Raw genomic sequence first — 16,339 nt, forward strand, 5'->3', positions numbered from 1 at the left:
TGCAGAAAGTATGGCTGAAAATTCCCATATCAACATATTCAGCCAAGGAGCTATTCATGCAAGCCGTTCCCTCAAACACAACGTTTCCGGTTTACTCACCGCCAACTGAGGCTTTTGTGAACAGCCTCCCCGGAGGTGAGACCGTCCCCCCAGACACAACGTTTCCGGTTTATTCACCGCCAACCGGGGTCTCTGTGAGAAACCTCCCCGTAAGTCTTTTCGCCTCGGTGATGGGCCTCTCCGGTCTGGCACTGGCATGGCGCCTTGCGCACAGTAGCCTGGGTGTGCCGGCTTTCATCGGTGAAGCCATCGGCGCATTTGCGCTCGGCATTTTTGTGTTGATCGTGCTGGGCTATCTGGTCAAGCTCACCCGGTATCGAGCCGCCGTGCAAGCGGAATTCAATCACCCGGTGGCCGGTAACTTCTTCGGGACGATCGCGATCTCGATCCTTCTGCTATCTGCTGTGGTGGGACCGTACAGCGAGATGGCAGCGCGCGCGATATGGACGGTCGGCGTGCTCGCGACCTTTTGGCTCAGTTTCGTTGTGGCCTCCCGCCTTCTCAAGGGCAGTGTGGACGACACGCACGCGGTCCCGGCTTGGTTGATTCCCGGCGTTGCCACCCTTGACATCGCTGTGACGGGTGCGCACATGCCCATGGCTTGGGCGCCCGAGATCAACCTGCTCGCGGGCGCGGTTGGTGGGGTCTTGGCGCTGGTCCTCTTCGTGCTGATCGTGCGACGGCTTGTGCATCGGGAACCGCTGGCGCAAGGTATGACACCCTCGTTGATGATCCTGGTGGCCCCTTTTGCCGTCGGCTTCCTCGCGTATACGAACATCGTGGGTGGCGTTGACCGCTTTGCCTCCGTGCTCTTCTACTTTGCGCTGTTCCTGTTCGTGGTGATCGCACCGAAGGTGTTCCGACGCAGCATCAAATTCTCGCCGGCCTGGTGGGCCATAAGCTTCCCCATGGCTGCCTTGGCCAATGCCGCCCTGAAGTACGCTGACGCTCGGGGCACTGGCCAACTTTGGATGGTTGCCGTGCTGCTTCTAGCGGTGCTGAGCGTGGCCCTCGCGGTGCTCACCGTGCGTACGGTACGCATAGCCCTGAACGGCAATCTGCTCCATGCGTAAGCACGACGCACGGAGTCGATGACATGAGCCTTGGAATGTCCTGGGTCTTAGTGGTTGCGGCGGGCCTGCTCGAGATCGTCTTCGCAGTAGGGCTGAAGCATTCAAACGGCTTGGAGCGGCCTTGGGTTGCTATGGGAACAGGCACCGCGCTGCTCGGCAGCCTGGTCCTGCTTTCCACTGCGCTGCGGCAACTCCCGGTCGGAAGCGCCTATGCGGTTTGGACGGGGATCGGTGCGGCTGGCACTGCGCTCGCTGGCATCGTCCTGCTCGGAGATCCTATTACGGCGACACGTTTGGCATGCATCGCGGTGATCGTCGGCGGCGTGATCGGTTTGCAGATGGCTGGCTAGGATTTCTTCGATAGGTAGCTCGGCTTCGGAACGAATTCAGCCGCTAAATTCCAAAGTTAGTGGGACAAAACCCTAGGAATTCCAGCTTTAGTGAAACAGCGGTTCCATCCTCAATGATTGCTCCGCGCGTAAGTGGTCGACTCGAAAGGCATGAGAGTTCCGCGAGCCGTGAATCTCGACAGGGCCCAAAGAGAAAGCCGGCATTCGCCGGCTTTCTCTTTGTGTGAACGGGAGGCCTCGCCGAAGCAGGCCGCCCCCCCGAGCCTCGTCAGTTCGTCTCGGCGCTCTTGAACAGCGCCGCAACCTTGCGCTTGGTCTTGATGTTGCTCGAGATGCCGCGCGCGGGCGCAGCCTTGGCGGCGGCTTCCCAGTCGGGAGCGGCTTCGCGCTCGCCTGGCTCATAGGGCTTGTCGAAGAACGGATCGCGCGGTGCGGAAGGCGCGCGATGCGGGCGTCCGCCGCCGCGGCGCGCATCGGCGCCGATGCTGCTGCGTTCGCGCGGCTGGTCGAGCACATCGCGTGCGTCGCCGGCCTCGCCCTCTTCGCGCCAGTGGCGGCGTCCGTCGTTGATGCGGCCGCGCGGCTTGTCTTCTTCGAACTCGACGGGTTCGAGCTCGATCTTCTTCTTGATCAGCTTCTCGATGTCGGCCACCAGGCGCGCATCGTTGCCGCCGCTGGCAAAGCTCACGGCCAGGCCCGAGGCGCCGGCACGGCCCGTGCGGCCGATACGGTGCACGTAGTCTTCGGCGTTGAACGGAATGTCGAAGTTGAAGACCGCCGGCACGTCCTTGATGTCGAGCCCGCGGGCCGCGACGTCGGTGCACACCAGAAGGTCGACCTCGCCCGCCTTGAACGAGGCGAGCGCCTTCAGGCGTTCGTCCTGGCTCTTGTCGCCGTGCAGGGCCGTGGTGCGAAGACCGTCGCGCTCGAGCGAGCGCGCCAGGCGTGCGCAGCCGAGCTTGCTGTTGACGAAGACAAAGGCCTGCGTGATGCCGCGCTGCTTGACGATCTGCTTGAGCGCACGGCGCTTGTCGTCGTCGCTCACGCTGTAGAAGTGCTGCTCGACGGTGGAAGCCGTTTCGTTCGGCCGCGCCACTTCGATGGTGACGGGGTTCTGCAGGTAGCTGCTGGCCAGCCGCTTGATCTCGGGCGAAAACGTGGCCGAGAACAAGAGCGTGGTGCGCTGCTTGGGCAGGTAGCTCAGGATGCGCTGCAGGTCGGGCAGAAAGCCGATGTCCAGCATGCGGTCGGCCTCGTCGAGCACCACGTACTCCACCTGGTTGAGCACCGCGTTCTTGGCTTCGATGTGGTCGAGCAGCCGGCCCGGCGTGGCCACCAGCACTTCGACGCCCTTCTTGAGCTCGAGTGTCTGCGGCTTCATGTCGATGCCGCCGAACACCACCGTGCTGCGCAGGTTGGTGTACTTGGCGTACAGCTTGACCTGCTGGGCCACCTGGTCGGCCAGTTCGCGCGTGGGCAGCAGCACCAGCGCACGCACCGGGTGCCGCGCGGGCGAGGTGGAGGCGTTCTCGTGCTTGAGCATGCGCTGCAGCAGCGGCAGCGAAAACGCCGCGGTCTTGCCGGTGCCGGTCTGCGCGGCCCCCATCACGTCCTGCCCCGAAAGCACGACCGGAATGGCCTGCTCCTGGATGGGAGTCATGGTCTCGTAGCCCATTTCGGCTACGGCGCGCGCCAGCGGTTCCGCCAGCGATAGATTGGAGAAGGAGCTTGTCATTAAGCCTTCTATTGTCGCATTGCCGCAAAAAATGGCAGTGACGGCGCCGTGACAACGTCCGCGCCAGTCGTATTGCTATTTATTTTATAGCTGCAACCCCAACGATCATGCGCCCTGCAGAGCGCCAAGGCTCAAAGCGTGCGCGCGTTGAAGGTGTCGCAGGACTTGATGTCGCCGCTCTGATACCCCGCGCCGAACCAGCGTTGGCGCTGCGCGCTGGAGCCGTGGGTGAAGCTGTCGGGCACCACCGCGCGGCCCGCGGAGCGCTGCAAGGCGTCGTCGCCGATCTTCTGCGCGGCGTTCATGGCCGCCTCGATGTCGCCCGGCTCGAGCCACTTCTTCGACTCTTGCGAATGGTGCGCCCAGATGCCGGCAAAGCAGTCGGCCTGCAACTCGACGCGAACGCTCAGCGCGTTGTTCTGCGACTGGCTCAACCGGCCGCGCATGCCGTCCACCTTGGCGGTCACGCCGAGTTCGTCCTGCACATGGTGGCCCACCTCGTGCGCAATGACATAGGCCTGCGCAAACTCGCCGGGTGCGCCGAGCTGATTCTTGAGCGTGTCGTAGAAGCCGAGGTCGATGTACACCTTCTTGTCGCCCGGGCAGTAGAACGGCCCCATGGCCGATTGCCCCGTGCCGCAGGCCGTGGGCGTGGCTCCGCGAAACAGCACGAGCCGGGGCGGCTGGTAGCTGCCGCCGTTCTGCCGGAAGATGTTGGTCCAGACCACTTCGGTGTTCTTGAGCACCGTCGAGACGAAGGCCGCCTCGCGGTCGCCAGACGGTGGCTTGGGTGCGGGCCCTTGCTGTTGCTGCTGCACCTGGGCGGGGTCTCCGCCACCGCTCAGCAGGCTGAGCACCGTGAGCGGGTTGATGCCGAAGATCCAGCCGGCAATCAGCGCAACCGCAATGGTGCCGATGCCGATGCTGCGGCCCCCGATGAAGCCGCCGCCTCCGCCGTCTTGGCCGCGGCGGTCTTCGACGTTGTCCGATTGTTCGTTGCCTTCCCATCTCATCGCAGTCTCCTTGCCGGGCAGTTTTGCCGGGCGTCTGCAGGATGGTACTTGGCCCGGCCGCCGGTTGCGTAACCAGCGGTCAGATCACGTGAATCAGGTCTTGGGGAGCGTGACGCCGCGCTGGCCCTGGTACTTGCCGCCGCGGTCCTTGTAGCTGGTTTCGCAGACCTCGTCGCTCTCGAAGAACAGCACCTGCGCACAACCCTCGCCCGCGTAGATCTTGGCGGGCAGCGGCGTGGTGTTGCTGAATTCGAGCGTCACGTAGCCTTCCCATTCGGGCTCGAAAGGGGTCACGTTGACGATGATGCCGCAGCGCGCATAAGTGCTCTTGCCCAGGCAGATGGTGAGCACGTTGCGCGGGATGCGAAAGTATTCGACCGTGCGCGCCAGCGCAAAGCTGTTGGGCGGAATGATGCAGTAGTCGCCGTGCATGTCGACGAAGCTCTTCTCGTCGAAGTTCTTCGGGTCGACCACGGTGCTGTGGATGTTGGTGAAAACCTTGAATTCAGGCGCGCACCGGATGTCGTAGCCGTAGCTCGAGGTGCCGTAGCTGATGATCTTGTGGCCGGCGGCCTCGCGCACCTGGCCGGGCTCGAAAGGCTCGATCATGCCGTTCTGCTCGGCCATGCGCCGGATCCATTTGTCGCTCTTGATGCTCATATGCGGTCGCTGATGCTGCTGCGGGGAGGAATGGCACGAATTGTGGCATGTGCCACCGAGCTATCCCTATTTCGCCTGCGAGATCACCGTCCGCTCGATCAGCCGGTCGTCGCCCAGCACGATCATCGAGAACAGCAGCTCCTCCAGGTTGTTCGCGCGGGCGGCCTTGCGCGCCATCAAAGGCGTGGCCTGGGGGTTGAGCACCAGGAAGTCGGCTTCGCAGCCGGGCTGCAGGTTGCCGATCACGCCTTCGAGCCCCAGCGCGCGCGCCGCGCCGCCGGTATGGCGCCACCACAGCTGCGAAGGCGCAATGCTCAGGCCGGTCTTGGTCTGGCCCTCGCGGCCCACGTAGTAGGCCGCCATCATGGTGTGGAAGGGGCTGAAGCTGGTGCCGCCGCCCACGTCGCTGGCCAGCCCGTACGGGTAGCCGACGCGGTCCGCCGCGCCGAAGTCGAAGAAGCCGCTGCCCAGGAACAGGTTGCTGGTGGGGCTTACCGCGGCGGCCGTTCGGGTGTCGCGCAGCAGCTCGCGGTCGGTGTCGTCCAGGTAGATGCAGTGCGCATACACGGCGCGTTCGCGCATCAGCCCGAAGCCGGCATACACATCGAGGTACGAACGCGCCTGCGGATACAGCTCGCGCACCCACGCCACCTCGTCGCGGTTTTCGGCCACGTGCGACTGGATCCACGTGTCCGCGTATTTGGCGGCCAACTCGCCGGCGCCGCGCATCTGCGCGTCGGTGCTCGCGGGTGCAAAGCGCGGGGTGATGGCGTAGCCCAGGCGGCCGGTGTTGTGCCACTTGCGGATCAGCGCTTCGGAGTCGATGAGGCTCTGCTCGGTCTCGTCGCGCACGCCGTCCGGCGAATGCCGGTCCTGCAGCACCTTGCCGCTGATCATGCGCAGGCCCCGGCGCTGGGCGCCCTCGAAGAAGGCATCGACCGACGCCACATGCGACGTGGCAAAGGTCAGCGCCGTGGTGACGCCGTTGCGCAGCAGTTCGTCGAAGAACACGTCGGCCACTTCGTTCGAGTGCGCCGGGTCGATGAACTTGGCTTCCGCCGGAAAGGTGTAGTTCTCGAGCCAGGGCAGGAGCCCCGGCGAGGGCGAACCGATGATGTCCGTTTGCGGAAAGTGGATGTGCATGTCCACGAAGCCCGGCGCGAGAATGCGGCCCGGCAGGTGGGTCAGCTCCGCATCGGGGTGGCGCGGCGACACGGCGGCGTGGCTGCCGGCGTCGAGCACACGCTGGCGGCCGGCGCTGTCGGCGGCGACGACCAGCAGGCCGTCTTCATCGAAAACGGGCAGTCCGGCGTCGTCGAATCGAAGGAGGGAGGCGCGGTAGGCTTTTTTCATCGTTGCTGCGGAGGGTAAACCAGCCCCGCAGCGCCGCAATTTCCATGCGCGTATGAGTGCTATATGCCGTCCCCACTTCAATCCGGCGGCAGGGCACGCGACTGGATGTCGAAAGGAACGCCGAGCGGAACGGCCGCCTCGCCGTCCTTGCGCCGGGTCAGCAGCGGGTACTTCGATTCGATGAAGTAGACCCGGTCGCGCAGCACCGCGCCCGAAGACGGGTCGTTGAGCCCCGCCACCACTGTTTGCAGCGCCAGTTTCGCGCCGTCGATGCGCGCCACCGTGACCTGCCCACCGTAGGGGCCGTCGCCGAAGGCATTGCTCTCGAACAGCACCAGCCGCCCGGGCTTCCAGGCCCGGATCGCGTCGACGTTCTTCATCATGCGCGGCGCCTCGATGCGGGTGACTTCGCCGGGCCCGCCATCGGCGTTCAAACCAATGCGCAGCAGATGCGATGCGGCGGCTACGAGGCTTACATAGATGTCGCGCCCGCCATCGATCGCAATGCCGTTCAAACCCTTGTACGGCCCTTCGCCGGCCAGTGCCGGGTTTTCCTTCCAGACCGTGAGCGCGGTCGCATTGGGCGCGAGCCGCAACACGCGCGGGTGGAAGGAATCGGTCACGTAGATGTTGCCGCGCGCGTCCTGGGCAAGATCGTTGCAGTAGCCCGCATCGGGCATTGCGTAGCTTGCGCGCGGCGCGCCCGTGGCGAGGTCGTAGCGCTTGAGGGCGCTCGGCGTCTGCGGCACGGTGGTGAAGCCGCTGTTGCCCGAGCAGACCCACAGGGCCTGGCGTTTCGCATCGACCAGCACGCCCTGCCCGTTCGCCAGGCCGTTGGCGCCGGGCTTCACGAGCACCTCGGCCTTCGGCGCGACGCCCGGCTTCAACCGGGCGACGGCACCTTGGCGCCAACTGCCGACATAGAACGCGCCGTCAGGCCCGATGGCGACACTTTCCGGATACCAGTCTTCGGGCAGCGCCTGTACGGCGGGCGGTGCGGCGGTGGCGGCCGCCGTGGCGAGCGCGAGCAGTGCGCCGGCCCATCGCGTGCGCCTGCTCATTGCCACACGCGAAACACGCGCCCAGTCAGTGGGCCTTCGACGCTGCGCACATAAGCAAGCGCCGCTCGCGCAGCCGGTACGGTTTCGACGCCCGGAAAGAGCGCGCCATACGCCGCCAACGATTCGGTCAGCAGCGTCGGGCTGACCGCATTGATGCGCAGGCCGCGCGCCAGTTCGATGGCTGCGCCTTTCACGAAACCCTCGACCGCCGCATTCACGGCAGCCGCATTGGCTCCGCCGCGAACCGGATCGTCGGCCGCCACGCCCGTGGTCAGCGTGATCGAGCCGCCATCTGCCAGAACGTGCTGGCCCAGCAGCGCGAGGCGCACCTGGCCGAGCAGCTTGTCCTGCAGGCCGATGTTGAAATCGGCCGGCCGCATTTCGGCAAGCGGCCCGAAGAACAGCCCGCCAGCCGCCGAAACGATCGCGTCGACGCGCCCTACAGCGGCATACAGCGCCTCGACGCTCGCGTCGCTCGTGATGTCGACCTGCCGGTCGCCGCGCGTGCGGCCTGCACGCACTACCTCGTGCCCGCGCCCGGTCAACGCCTGCGCTACTGCGCTGCCCACGGCGCCCGTCGCGCCCACAACAAGAACCTTCATGAAAACCTCGCCAAGTGAATCAAGAAGGTCCCATTGTTTTGCGAATGGATAGTTCGATAAATTGCCATCCGGTTCGGCAATTCGAAACTCATAGTTCTTAATATGGACAAGCTGCGCGCCATGGAAGTCTTCGTCGCTACGGTTGACGCGGGCAGCTTTGCCGCGGCCGCCGAAGCGCTCGATCTCTCGGCCGTGATGGTCGGCAAGCACATCCGCGCGCTCGAGGATCAGCTCGGCGCCCGCCTGCTGGAGCGCACCACGCGGCGCCACGCCCTTACCGAAATCGGTGCCGCTTACCTGGAGCGTTGCCGCGACGTGCTCGCGAGCGTGCACACGGCCGACGGCGTGGCCGAGTCGCTGCGCGCCATGCCGCAGGGCGTGCTGCGCGTGACAGCGCCCGTCGCCTATGGCGCGCACCGCCTCACACCCGTCATTGCCGAGTACATCGCGGCCTACCCGCAGGTGAAGGTGGACTTGAACCTCAACGATCGGGTGGTCGATCTGGCCGAAGAGGGCTTCGACTGCGGCATCCGCTCGGGGGCCGCGGTCGATGAACGGCTCATTGCGCGGCCGCTCGCATTGGCCCGCATGTTCGCGGTGGCAAGCCCCGCCTGGGTTGCGCGCCACGGGCTTCCAAAGCACCCGTCCGAACTGGAAGCTTTTCCGCTGCTGGGCTTCGCGGCGTGGGGGCCGAACCATTCATGGCGCTTCACGCGCAACGGCCAGACGGTGCATGTGCCGGTGCGCGGCCCGCTCAGCACCAACAACGGCCAGGCGCTGCTGGCCGCGGCGATTGCGGGCGTGGGGGTGATCGTGCAGGCCGATGCATTGCTCGGCCCTGCCTTGGCCTCGGGTCAGGTGGTTCGATTGCTGCCCAAGTGGGAGCTGCCGACACGGCAGGTTCACATCATGCGGCTGCCCGAAGCCCGGCCCAGCGCCAAGCTTCGGACCTTCGTCGACTTTGTGGTCGAGCGGCTGGGCTAGCGCGACTGACCTAACGCGCGACGCGCCCCTGCACGCCTTCGGCAAGCCAGTTCATCTTCAGGATCTGCTCGTCGTTCAGTTGCGCACCTTTCGCAATGACGACACGGCCCTCGTTGTCGCGCACATCGCCGTCCACCGCGCGAAACGGCTGCAGCTTGCCCGCGGCAATGTCCTGTTGGCGTGCCAGCACCTCCTGCTGCACGGCCTTGGGCACCTTGGTGCCGAAGTCGCCGACGCGGATCATTCCTTCCTTCACGCCGCCCCAGAGGTTGCCGCTCTTCCAGCTGCCGTCGAGCACCGCCTGCGCGCGCTGCGTGTAGTAGCCGCCCCACTGGTGGGTGACCGCGACGATCTGCGCATCGGGTGCAATCTTGCGCATGTCGGAGTGGTAGGCCACGGCCATCTTGCCGCGCTCTTGCGCCGCGGCCATCACCGCCGTGGAGCCGGTGTGAAAGGCGACGACGTCGGCGTTCTGGTTGAACAGCGCCATGGCCGCATCGCGCTCCTTCGGCGGATCGAACCACTCGTTGAGCCACACCACCGCCACCTTCGCATTCGGGTTGACCGAACGCATGCCGAGCGTGAAGGCATTGATGCCCTGCAGCACCTCAGGAATCGGAAAGCCCGCCACGTAGCCGGCCACGTTCGTCCTGGTCATGCGCCCGGCCGCAATGCCTGCGAGATAGCGGCCTTCGTAGTAGCGCGCGTTGGCCGTTGCCACGTTGGGCGCGGCCTTGTAGCCGGTGACCGATTCGAACTTCACATCGGGAAAGTCGCGCGCCACCTTGAGCGTCGGCTCCATGTAGCCGAAGCTGGGCGTGAAGATCAGCCGGTTGCCCTGCTGCGCAAGGTCGCGGATCACGCGCTCGGCATCGGCCCCCTCGGGCACGTTCTCGACGAAGGTGGTCTTGACCTTGCCGCCGAGCGCCGCGTCGACAGTCTTGCGGCCCTCTTCATGCTGGCGCACCCAGCCGGCATCGGTAACCGGCGTCACGTAGACGAAGCCGATCTTCAGCGGCTCCTTGGGAGCCTGCGGTTGCGAAAAAGCGGGAGATAAAAAACAGGCGGCTGCCCACGCCAGAACGGCGCGGCCCGCGAGGTTTTTGTACATGGTGGTCCTCTACATGGCCCCGGAAAAGCAAAAACCCGCAGCCGGCCGGGACGCCCTGCTGCGGGGAGAGGATTTTAGCGGGGGCCGCTCAGTGAAGCTGCGCCGGCTCCAGCTGCACATGCTGGCGCACGGCCTCCATCAGCAGCGTGGCGAGCCGCTCCACCGGCGTCTCGGCCGCGGCCTGCGCGCGGTAGAGCATGAGCGACATCTGCGGCAACGCCGGAAGACCCACGGCCGTGCGGTCGATGGGGCGCACATGCGCCGGCAGGCCGAAGGGCGTGCGCACCGAAAGCCCGAGCCCGGCCGACGTCGCCGCCCACAAGGCCGCAAGGCTGGCGCTGGTGAACGCATGCCGCCACGGCGTGCCCGCGCGGTCGAGCGCGGCGGTGACGATTTCGCGCAGCGGGCACGGCGCATCGAGCAGCACCAGCGGCAGCGGCTCCCTGGTCTTGCGGGCGCCGCTGCGGCGCTCGCGCTCTTTCCACCAGGGCGCGTCGAGCGCATCGGGCGCCCTGGGGCCGATCCACTGCAGCGGCAGCCGTGCCACGCGCTCGCCGTGCGGCGTCATCTGCTCGCCGGTGTCCCACACCAGCGCCAGGTCGAGCTGCCGAAGCTCGAGCCGCTCGCGCAGCTCGGCACTGCGCGCCACGCAGGCCTCGATGCGCACCTTGGGATGCGCGCGTGAAAAGCGCCCGAGCACGGCGGGCAGCAGCGTTTCGCCAAAGTCTTCCTGCAGGCCGAGCCGCACCCAGCCTTGCAAGTCCGCCCCGCGCATGGCGGCACCGGCTTCTTCGTTGAGTTCGAGCATGCGGTGCGCATAGGCAAGCAGCGTTTCGCCCGCATCGGTGAGCTCCAGGCCGCGGCCTGCCTTGCGAAAAAGCGCCGTGCCGGCCTGCGCCTCGAGCTTCTTGAGTTGCGCGCTCACCGCCGACGTGGAGCGGCCCAGCCGATCGGCCGCGCGCGCATAGCTGCCGAGCGCAATGCCGGTGGAAAAACTGCGCAGCACGTCGAGATCGAACATCACCTGTGACATGGATTCACCTTTCAGCACTCGTCCTGTTTTTTCGAACGGTTGGCTCATTATTTTCTGATTTTCAAAACCTTTGCAACGGCGGACACTGCACCGCCATGACTGCTTCGACCTCTTCCTCTTCGTTCCCGCCCACGCACCGCTGGAAGGTGCTGGCCGCGGGCGTTGCCGCCAACGCGGCCTTCTCCGTGGCTTTCAGCGGCATTCCGATGACCGCGGTGCTCATGCGCACGGGCTACCAGCTCGACAACGCCACGCTGGGCCTGGTGCTCGGCCTCATGGGGCTGGGCATTGCGGTGAGCGAACTGCCCTGGGGCCTGTTGACCGACCGATGGGGCGACAGGCCGGTGCTGCTGACGGGCCTGGGCAGCACCGCCGTTGCACTCGCGGCAATGGCGCTCTGGGCCGCCCCCAGCGCGCAGCACATCCCCGGCCTGGGCTGGCTGGGCGCGGGGCTGCTGCTGGTGGGCCTGCTCGGCGGGAGCGTCAACGGCGCGAGCGGCCGGGCGGTGATGACGTGGTTCGAGGCCGGCGAACGCGGGCTCGCCATGAGCATCCGCCAGACCGCCGTGCCGCTGGGCGGCGGCATCGGCGCGCTGGTGTTGCCCTTTGTGGCGCTGCACTTCGGCTTTGCCGCGCTCTACGGGCTGCTGGCGGTGCTGTGCCTGCTGAGCGCCGCGATGAGCTGGACCTGGGTGCACGAGCCGCCGATTGCGCCGCGCAGCCAGTCCGGGGCTGCACAAGCGTCGGCTTCACCGCAGAGCGGCCCGCTGCGCGACGCGCGCGTCTGGCGCATCGTGGCCGGCATCGGCATTCTGTGCGCGCCGCAGTTCGCGGTGCTGTCTTTCGGCACCGTGTTCCTGCACGACTTCGGCCATGCCGGGCTTGCAACCATCACCGCCACGATGGTGCTCATACAGATCGGCGCCATGGTCATGCGCGTTTGGAGCGGCCGCTGGACCGACCGCCGCCGCAACCGCCCCGCCTATCTGCGCGCCTGCAGTGCACTGAGCGTTCTGCTGTTCGCGGCCCTTGCGGGGCTGGTGATGGCGGCTGGCACGCACACGGCCGATTCAGCGGCGCTGCGCATTGCGCTCGTGGTGCTGCTGGCGGCTAGCGGGGTCTGCGTATCGGCCTGGCACGGCGTGGCCTACACAGAGCTGGCCACGCTGGCCGGTGCGGCCCGCGCCGGCACCGCACTGGGCATGGCGAACACCAGCGTGTTCCTGGTGTGCTTTGTCACGCCCTTTTCCATTCCGCACCTGCTCGCGCTGCAGGGCTGGGCGCTGGTGTGGCTTGCGGCCAGCGCCTGCGCGCTGGTGGCAATGCCGCTGCTGGTTCCGCGGCAACGTGCCGCCGCGGATGCCGGTCAGAAAGTTGCGAAGACGGCGTTGAGCCGGTCGACGTAGGCGCGCTTGGCGCTGGCGTCGATGAAGCTGCCTTCGAAACTGTTGGCCGCAAGCTGCCAGGCCTGCTGCACATTCAGTCCGGTGGCCGCAAAGGTCTGCGTGAAGTTCTGGTTCATGTAGCCGCCAAAGTAAGCCGGGTCGTCCGAGTTGACGGTAGCAACCAGCCCCGCATCGAGCAGCGCGCCGAGGTTGTGCTGCGCCAGGTCGGGGAACACGCAGAGCTTGAGGTTCGACAGCGGGCACACGGTCAGCGGAATGCGGTCTTGCGCAAGCCGCTTCATCAGCGCCGGGTCTTTCGCGCTCTGCACGCCGTGGTCGACGCGCTCTACCTTCAGCACGTCGAGCGCGCTCCACACGTACTCTGGCGGGCCCTCCTCGCCCGCATGCGCGACGAGGCGCAAGCCCAGCTCGCGGCAGCGCGCGAACACGCGCGCAAACTTTTCGGGCGGATGACCCACTTCGCTCGAATCGAGCCCCACGCCAATGAACTTGTCGCGGTAAGGCAGGGCCTGCTCCAGCGTTTCGAAGGCTTCTTCTTCGCTCAGGTGGCGCAGAAAGCACAGGATGAGCGCCGCGCTCACGCCCAGCTTGGGCAGCGCGTCGACGCAGGCCCGGTGCAGGCCATTGACTACCACTTCCATCGGCACGCCGCGCGCCGTGTGCGTCTGCGGATCGAAGAACATCTCGGTGTGCACCACGTTGTCGGCCGCGGCGCGCTCCAGGTAGGCCCAAGCCATGTCGTAGAAGTCTTGCTCCTTCAGCAGCACGCTGGCGCCGGCGTAATAGATGTCGAGAAAACTCTGCAGGTTGGTGAAGGCGTAGGCGCGGCGCAGGTCCTCCACGCTCGCATAGGGAATGCTCACGCCGTTGCGCTGCGCGAGCGCAAAGATCAGCTCGGGCTCGAGCGAACCTTCGATGTGCATGTGCAGCTCGGCCTTGGGCATGGCGCGCAGCAGTTCGGGCAGGCGGTCGGCGGCAATGCTGCCGAAGCTCTTGTCGAAGACGGGACGGAAATCGGTCATGGTGGGCAAATCGGGCGTTGTGATCTGCGCACAGCATAAGCCCAGCCGAGCCCGTGTGCGAGGCCGCCGCGGCCCGGATAATCGGGCCTCCACCCGCATGAGGATTCCATGAGAGCCATTGCGCCTATTGCAGCCTTGCTTCTGGCCGCCTGCTCGGCGGCTGCCGTGCCTTTCGCCTTTGCGCAGACACCCTACGCAGGCCCGCTTTTCGACACGCACCTGCACTACAACCAGGAAGCCTGGGACGGCAATGCCGGGCCGTATCCGCCAGCCGAGGCGCTCGCGCGCATGCAGCGCAACAACGTGAAGGCGATCATCGCCAACTCCCGGCCCAACGCAGGCACGCAAACCCTGGCGGCGGCGCGCGAGACCCGCGAGGCGGGCGTTACCGTGGTGCCCTTCGTGCGCCTGTACCGCAACCGCGACGACTACAGCAACTGGTTCCGCGACGAGACCATCCACGAGATGGTGCAGACCGAACTGGCGCGCGGCACCGCAAGCGGGCCCTACCGCGGCATCGGCGAATTCCACCTGTATGAGAGCGCCAATGCCAACGGCCCCGTCGCCAGGAAGCTCATCGCTCTGGCGGAGCGGCAGAAGCTCGCGGTGCTTGCGCACGTGGACGACGTGGCAATCGACCTGCTGATGGCCAATGCGCCTTCGAAGGGCCAATCGCTGCGCCTCATCTGGGCGCACACCGGCATCGGCGGCGCGCCGATCGAGCGGGTGCAGGCGCTGCTGGAGCGCTATCCGCTGCTGATGGGCGAACTCTCTTACCGGCCCGGGCTCACCTGCGAAGGCGGCAGGCTGTGCCCCGAATGGCGCGCGCTTCTGCTCAAGTACCCCGACCGCTTCGTCGTCGGCTCCGACACCTGGGTCAACCAGCGCTGGAGCGCCTACGACGAGATCATGCGTGGCTACCGCACGTGGCTTGGCGACCTGCCGCCCGACGTGGCACAACGCATTGCCTGGGGCAACGCGGCCGCGCTGTTCAGCCTGCGCTGAGCGGGGCGGCTCCCTTGGTTTCGACCGGCAGCTCGAGCGTGAACGCCGCGCCGGTGCCGGGCCCTTCGCTGTGCGCAGTGAGCGTGCCGCCCATTTCATGCGCGGCAATCACCGCGCTGTGCAGGCCGAACCCATGGCCGGTCTTCTTGGTGGTGAAGCCGTGCACGAACACCTGGGTCAGCGTCTGCGTCTCGATGCCCACCCCGTTGTCCGCCACGCAGATGCGAAGCCGCTGCGCCGGGGTAAGGTCCACCCGCACCGTGAGCCTTGGCTCGCGGTCGGTCACACCGTCCATGGCCTGCTCGGCGTTGCTGATGAGGTTCACCAGAATCTGAAGTATTCGCCCGTGATCGAGCAGCAACTCGGGAACGGAAGCGATCTCTTTATCGATCGCCATCTGGCGCCGCTTCAGTGCCTCTTCGTTGATGCGCAGTGCATCTTCGATCAGATCGCGGATCTGCACCTTCTCCAGCAGCCTGGACGCGCCGGCATGGGCCTGCTGCGCGGCGATGATCTCCTTGATGTGTTCCACGTTCTTGCTGAGCGCCGCAAGTTCCCTGATGGCGTCGTCCTGCTCGGCCACCAGCGCCGAAGCCAGCTGGCGCAAATAGCCGGGAAGCATCTTGCCCTTGGGGTCGGATGCCAGGAAAGCGCCCAGGTCATCCGCATGCTCATCCAGCAGCTGCACCGCCCGCGCGAGCCCGGCCACCTTGGAGGCACGAACGCGCGAAAGAATGAGCGCGGCGGAGACGTTCACGCTGTTGAGCACATTGCCGACGTTGTGCAGCACATTGGTGGCAATCCGGGCCATGCCCGCCAGGTGCGAGGCCTCGACCAGCTGCTTGTGCACCTCGGCAATCTGGCGCTCGGCCTCCTTCAGGTCCGAAATGTTCTTGGTGATGCCGAAGGTTCCGATGATCTCGCCCGCGCGGTTGCGCAGCGGCATCTTCGTGGTCAACGCCCAGGTGTCGGGCCGCCCGTCGATCCAGGTTTCTTTTTCCACCTTGCCGATCATCGGCAGGCCCGTGCGGATGATCTCCTGCTCGTCCTCGAAGGCCGGCCGTGCATGGTCTTCGGAGAAGACGTCGAAATCGGACTTTCCCACCAGCCCCTCGGGCGTGGACATTCCAAACTCGAGGGCCTGGGCCGTGCTGGTCTTGATGAAGCGGGACTGCCCGTCCTTGAAGTAGATGTGGTCCGGAGAGTTGTCCAGGAGCGCGCGAAGAAGATCGCGCTCGTTGGCCAGCATCTCGTCTTCCCGGTGGCGCCGGGTCACGTCGAGCATGACCCCCTGGCTGCCGATGACCGCCCCGCCCGGGCCCAGCACCGCGGATTCGACCACCTGCCAGGTCTGCGGCGGCTGTCCGCCCGCGCCAGAAAGAACCTCATCGCGCTCGAGCTGCTGCCCCGTCTGGATGATCTGCGCGTGCTGCCGGTCTTCACGCTCGGCGAGCTCCAGCCGCCACGGCGAATCCGGCTCTTGTGCCGCTTCGGAAGAGGCGATCTCGGTGGCAGTGCGGCCCAGGATCCGGTCCGCCGAAGTGCGCTTGAGCTGGCTGAACCGTTCATTCACGAAGACGAACCGTCCCGCGGTGTCCTTGCAAAAAATTGCGGCGGGCAACTGCTCGACGATCGGCGCCGTGTCCTGCAAAAGGGTTGCGCTTGAGACCGAGGCGGTTTGGCTTGGCATGGCGATGCGGTTCCCAGAAAAAATGTCTTATATCCCGTGCCGCGGGCGGACACCAGCCTCGGATCTCCCGCATCCGGCCGGCTCTGGTCGCAAAATATGAACATCGTATAAACTTGAACGACGTTCATATTTCAGTGGCTAACCTTTGGCAGACGCAGAACCTACAGGCAGGCGCGAGCGG

Annotated in this window: 15 protein-coding genes; 5 read left to right on the forward strand and 10 right to left on the reverse strand. The window is 66.0% G+C overall.

Going from position 1 to position 16,339, the window contains the following annotated elements; all coding sequences use genetic code 11:
• Positions 1-56 precede the first annotated feature (56 nt).
• Together GOQ09_RS19560 and GOQ09_RS19565 are read left to right on the forward strand one after the other, a co-directional pair.
• Positions 57-1,133 carry an SLAC1 anion channel family protein gene (locus GOQ09_RS19560; protein WP_157615039.1) on the forward strand — a complete coding sequence of 359 codons (1,077 nt, stop codon included), beginning with the start codon at positions 57-59 and terminating at the stop codon, positions 1,131-1,133.
• Between the two features lie 23 nt (positions 1,134-1,156).
• Positions 1,157-1,483, forward strand: a complete 327-nt coding sequence (locus GOQ09_RS19565) for a DMT family transporter (RefSeq protein WP_347563257.1) — start codon at positions 1,157-1,159, stop codon at positions 1,481-1,483.
• Positions 1,484-1,751: 268 nt separating this feature from the next.
• Here the strand turns inward: GOQ09_RS19565 and GOQ09_RS19570 are convergent, their stop codons facing one another.
• From GOQ09_RS19570 to GOQ09_RS19595, 6 genes are all read right to left on the reverse strand, one after another.
• Positions 1,752-3,218 carry a DEAD/DEAH box helicase gene (locus GOQ09_RS19570; protein ID WP_157615040.1) on the reverse strand — a complete coding sequence of 489 codons (1,467 nt, stop codon included), beginning with the start codon at positions 3,216-3,218 and terminating at the stop codon, positions 1,752-1,754.
• Between the two features lie 131 nt (positions 3,219-3,349).
• Positions 3,350-4,231: a KPN_02809 family neutral zinc metallopeptidase gene (gene ypfJ, locus GOQ09_RS19575; RefSeq protein ID WP_157615041.1), complete on the reverse strand. Its 882-nt coding sequence runs from the start codon at positions 4,229-4,231 to the stop codon at positions 3,350-3,352.
• A 93-nt stretch (positions 4,232-4,324) separates the two neighbouring features.
• A complete protein-coding gene (gene dcd, locus GOQ09_RS19580; RefSeq protein ID WP_015866656.1) occupies positions 4,325-4,891 on the reverse strand; it encodes a dCTP deaminase in 567 nt (188 codons plus the stop codon).
• A 66-nt stretch (positions 4,892-4,957) separates the two neighbouring features.
• A complete protein-coding gene (gene guaD / locus GOQ09_RS19585; RefSeq protein ID WP_157615042.1) occupies positions 4,958-6,244 on the reverse strand; it encodes a guanine deaminase in 1,287 nt (428 codons plus the stop codon).
• 77 nt (positions 6,245-6,321) lie between these two features.
• Positions 6,322-7,305: a hypothetical protein gene (locus tag GOQ09_RS19590; RefSeq protein WP_157615043.1), complete on the reverse strand. Its 984-nt coding sequence runs from the start codon at positions 7,303-7,305 to the stop codon at positions 6,322-6,324.
• The gene (locus tag GOQ09_RS19595; protein WP_157615044.1) at positions 7,302-7,907 is read right to left on the reverse strand and encodes a short chain dehydrogenase; all 606 of its coding nucleotides are present in this window, start codon (positions 7,905-7,907) and stop codon (positions 7,302-7,304) included. Before GOQ09_RS19595 ends, GOQ09_RS19590 begins: the two co-directional genes overlap by 4 nt.
• 102 nt (positions 7,908-8,009) lie before the next feature.
• Here GOQ09_RS19595 and GOQ09_RS19600 point away from each other — a divergent pair, with 102 nt between their 5' ends.
• On the forward strand, positions 8,010-8,891 hold the full coding sequence (locus GOQ09_RS19600) for a LysR family transcriptional regulator (protein WP_157615045.1): 882 nt from the start codon (positions 8,010-8,012) through the stop codon (positions 8,889-8,891).
• Between the two features lie 10 nt (positions 8,892-8,901).
• Here GOQ09_RS19600 and GOQ09_RS19605 read toward each other — a convergent pair whose 3' ends face one another.
• A complete protein-coding gene (locus GOQ09_RS19605) occupies positions 8,902-10,002 on the reverse strand; it encodes a BMP family ABC transporter substrate-binding protein (protein WP_157615046.1) in 1,101 nt (366 codons plus the stop codon).
• An 88-nt stretch (positions 10,003-10,090) separates the two neighbouring features.
• Positions 10,091-11,035, reverse strand: coding sequence for a LysR substrate-binding domain-containing protein (locus GOQ09_RS19610; RefSeq protein ID WP_157615047.1), 945 nt, complete (start codon positions 11,033-11,035; stop codon positions 10,091-10,093).
• 95 nt (positions 11,036-11,130) lie between these two features.
• Here GOQ09_RS19610 and GOQ09_RS19615 point away from each other — a divergent pair, with 95 nt between their 5' ends.
• The gene (locus GOQ09_RS19615) at positions 11,131-12,441 is read left to right on the forward strand and encodes an MFS transporter (RefSeq protein WP_157615048.1); all 1,311 of its coding nucleotides are present in this window, start codon (positions 11,131-11,133) and stop codon (positions 12,439-12,441) included.
• Here the strand turns inward: GOQ09_RS19615 and GOQ09_RS19620 are convergent.
• Entirely contained in the window at positions 12,402-13,463 is a 1,062-nt protein-coding gene (locus tag GOQ09_RS19620; RefSeq protein ID WP_157615049.1) for an adenosine deaminase, read from the reverse strand. The two genes, GOQ09_RS19615 and GOQ09_RS19620, sit on opposite strands and share 40 nt — an antisense overlap.
• Positions 13,464-13,571: 108 nt before the next feature.
• Between GOQ09_RS19620 and GOQ09_RS19625 the strand changes: the two genes are divergently transcribed.
• The gene (locus GOQ09_RS19625) at positions 13,572-14,468 is read left to right on the forward strand and encodes an amidohydrolase family protein (RefSeq protein WP_157615050.1); all 897 of its coding nucleotides are present in this window, start codon (positions 13,572-13,574) and stop codon (positions 14,466-14,468) included.
• On the opposite strand, the gene GOQ09_RS19630 is transcribed toward GOQ09_RS19625, so the two are convergent.
• Complete coding sequence (locus tag GOQ09_RS19630; protein ID WP_157615051.1) at positions 14,455-16,158, reverse strand: PAS domain-containing sensor histidine kinase; 1,704 nt, start codon at positions 16,156-16,158, stop codon at positions 14,455-14,457. The genes GOQ09_RS19625 and GOQ09_RS19630 overlap by 14 nt on opposite strands.
• Positions 16,159-16,339 lie beyond the last annotated feature (181 nt).

This window comes from Variovorax paradoxus, assembly GCF_009755665.1.
GTDB lineage: Bacteria > Pseudomonadota > Gammaproteobacteria > Burkholderiales > Burkholderiaceae_C > Variovorax > Variovorax paradoxus_G.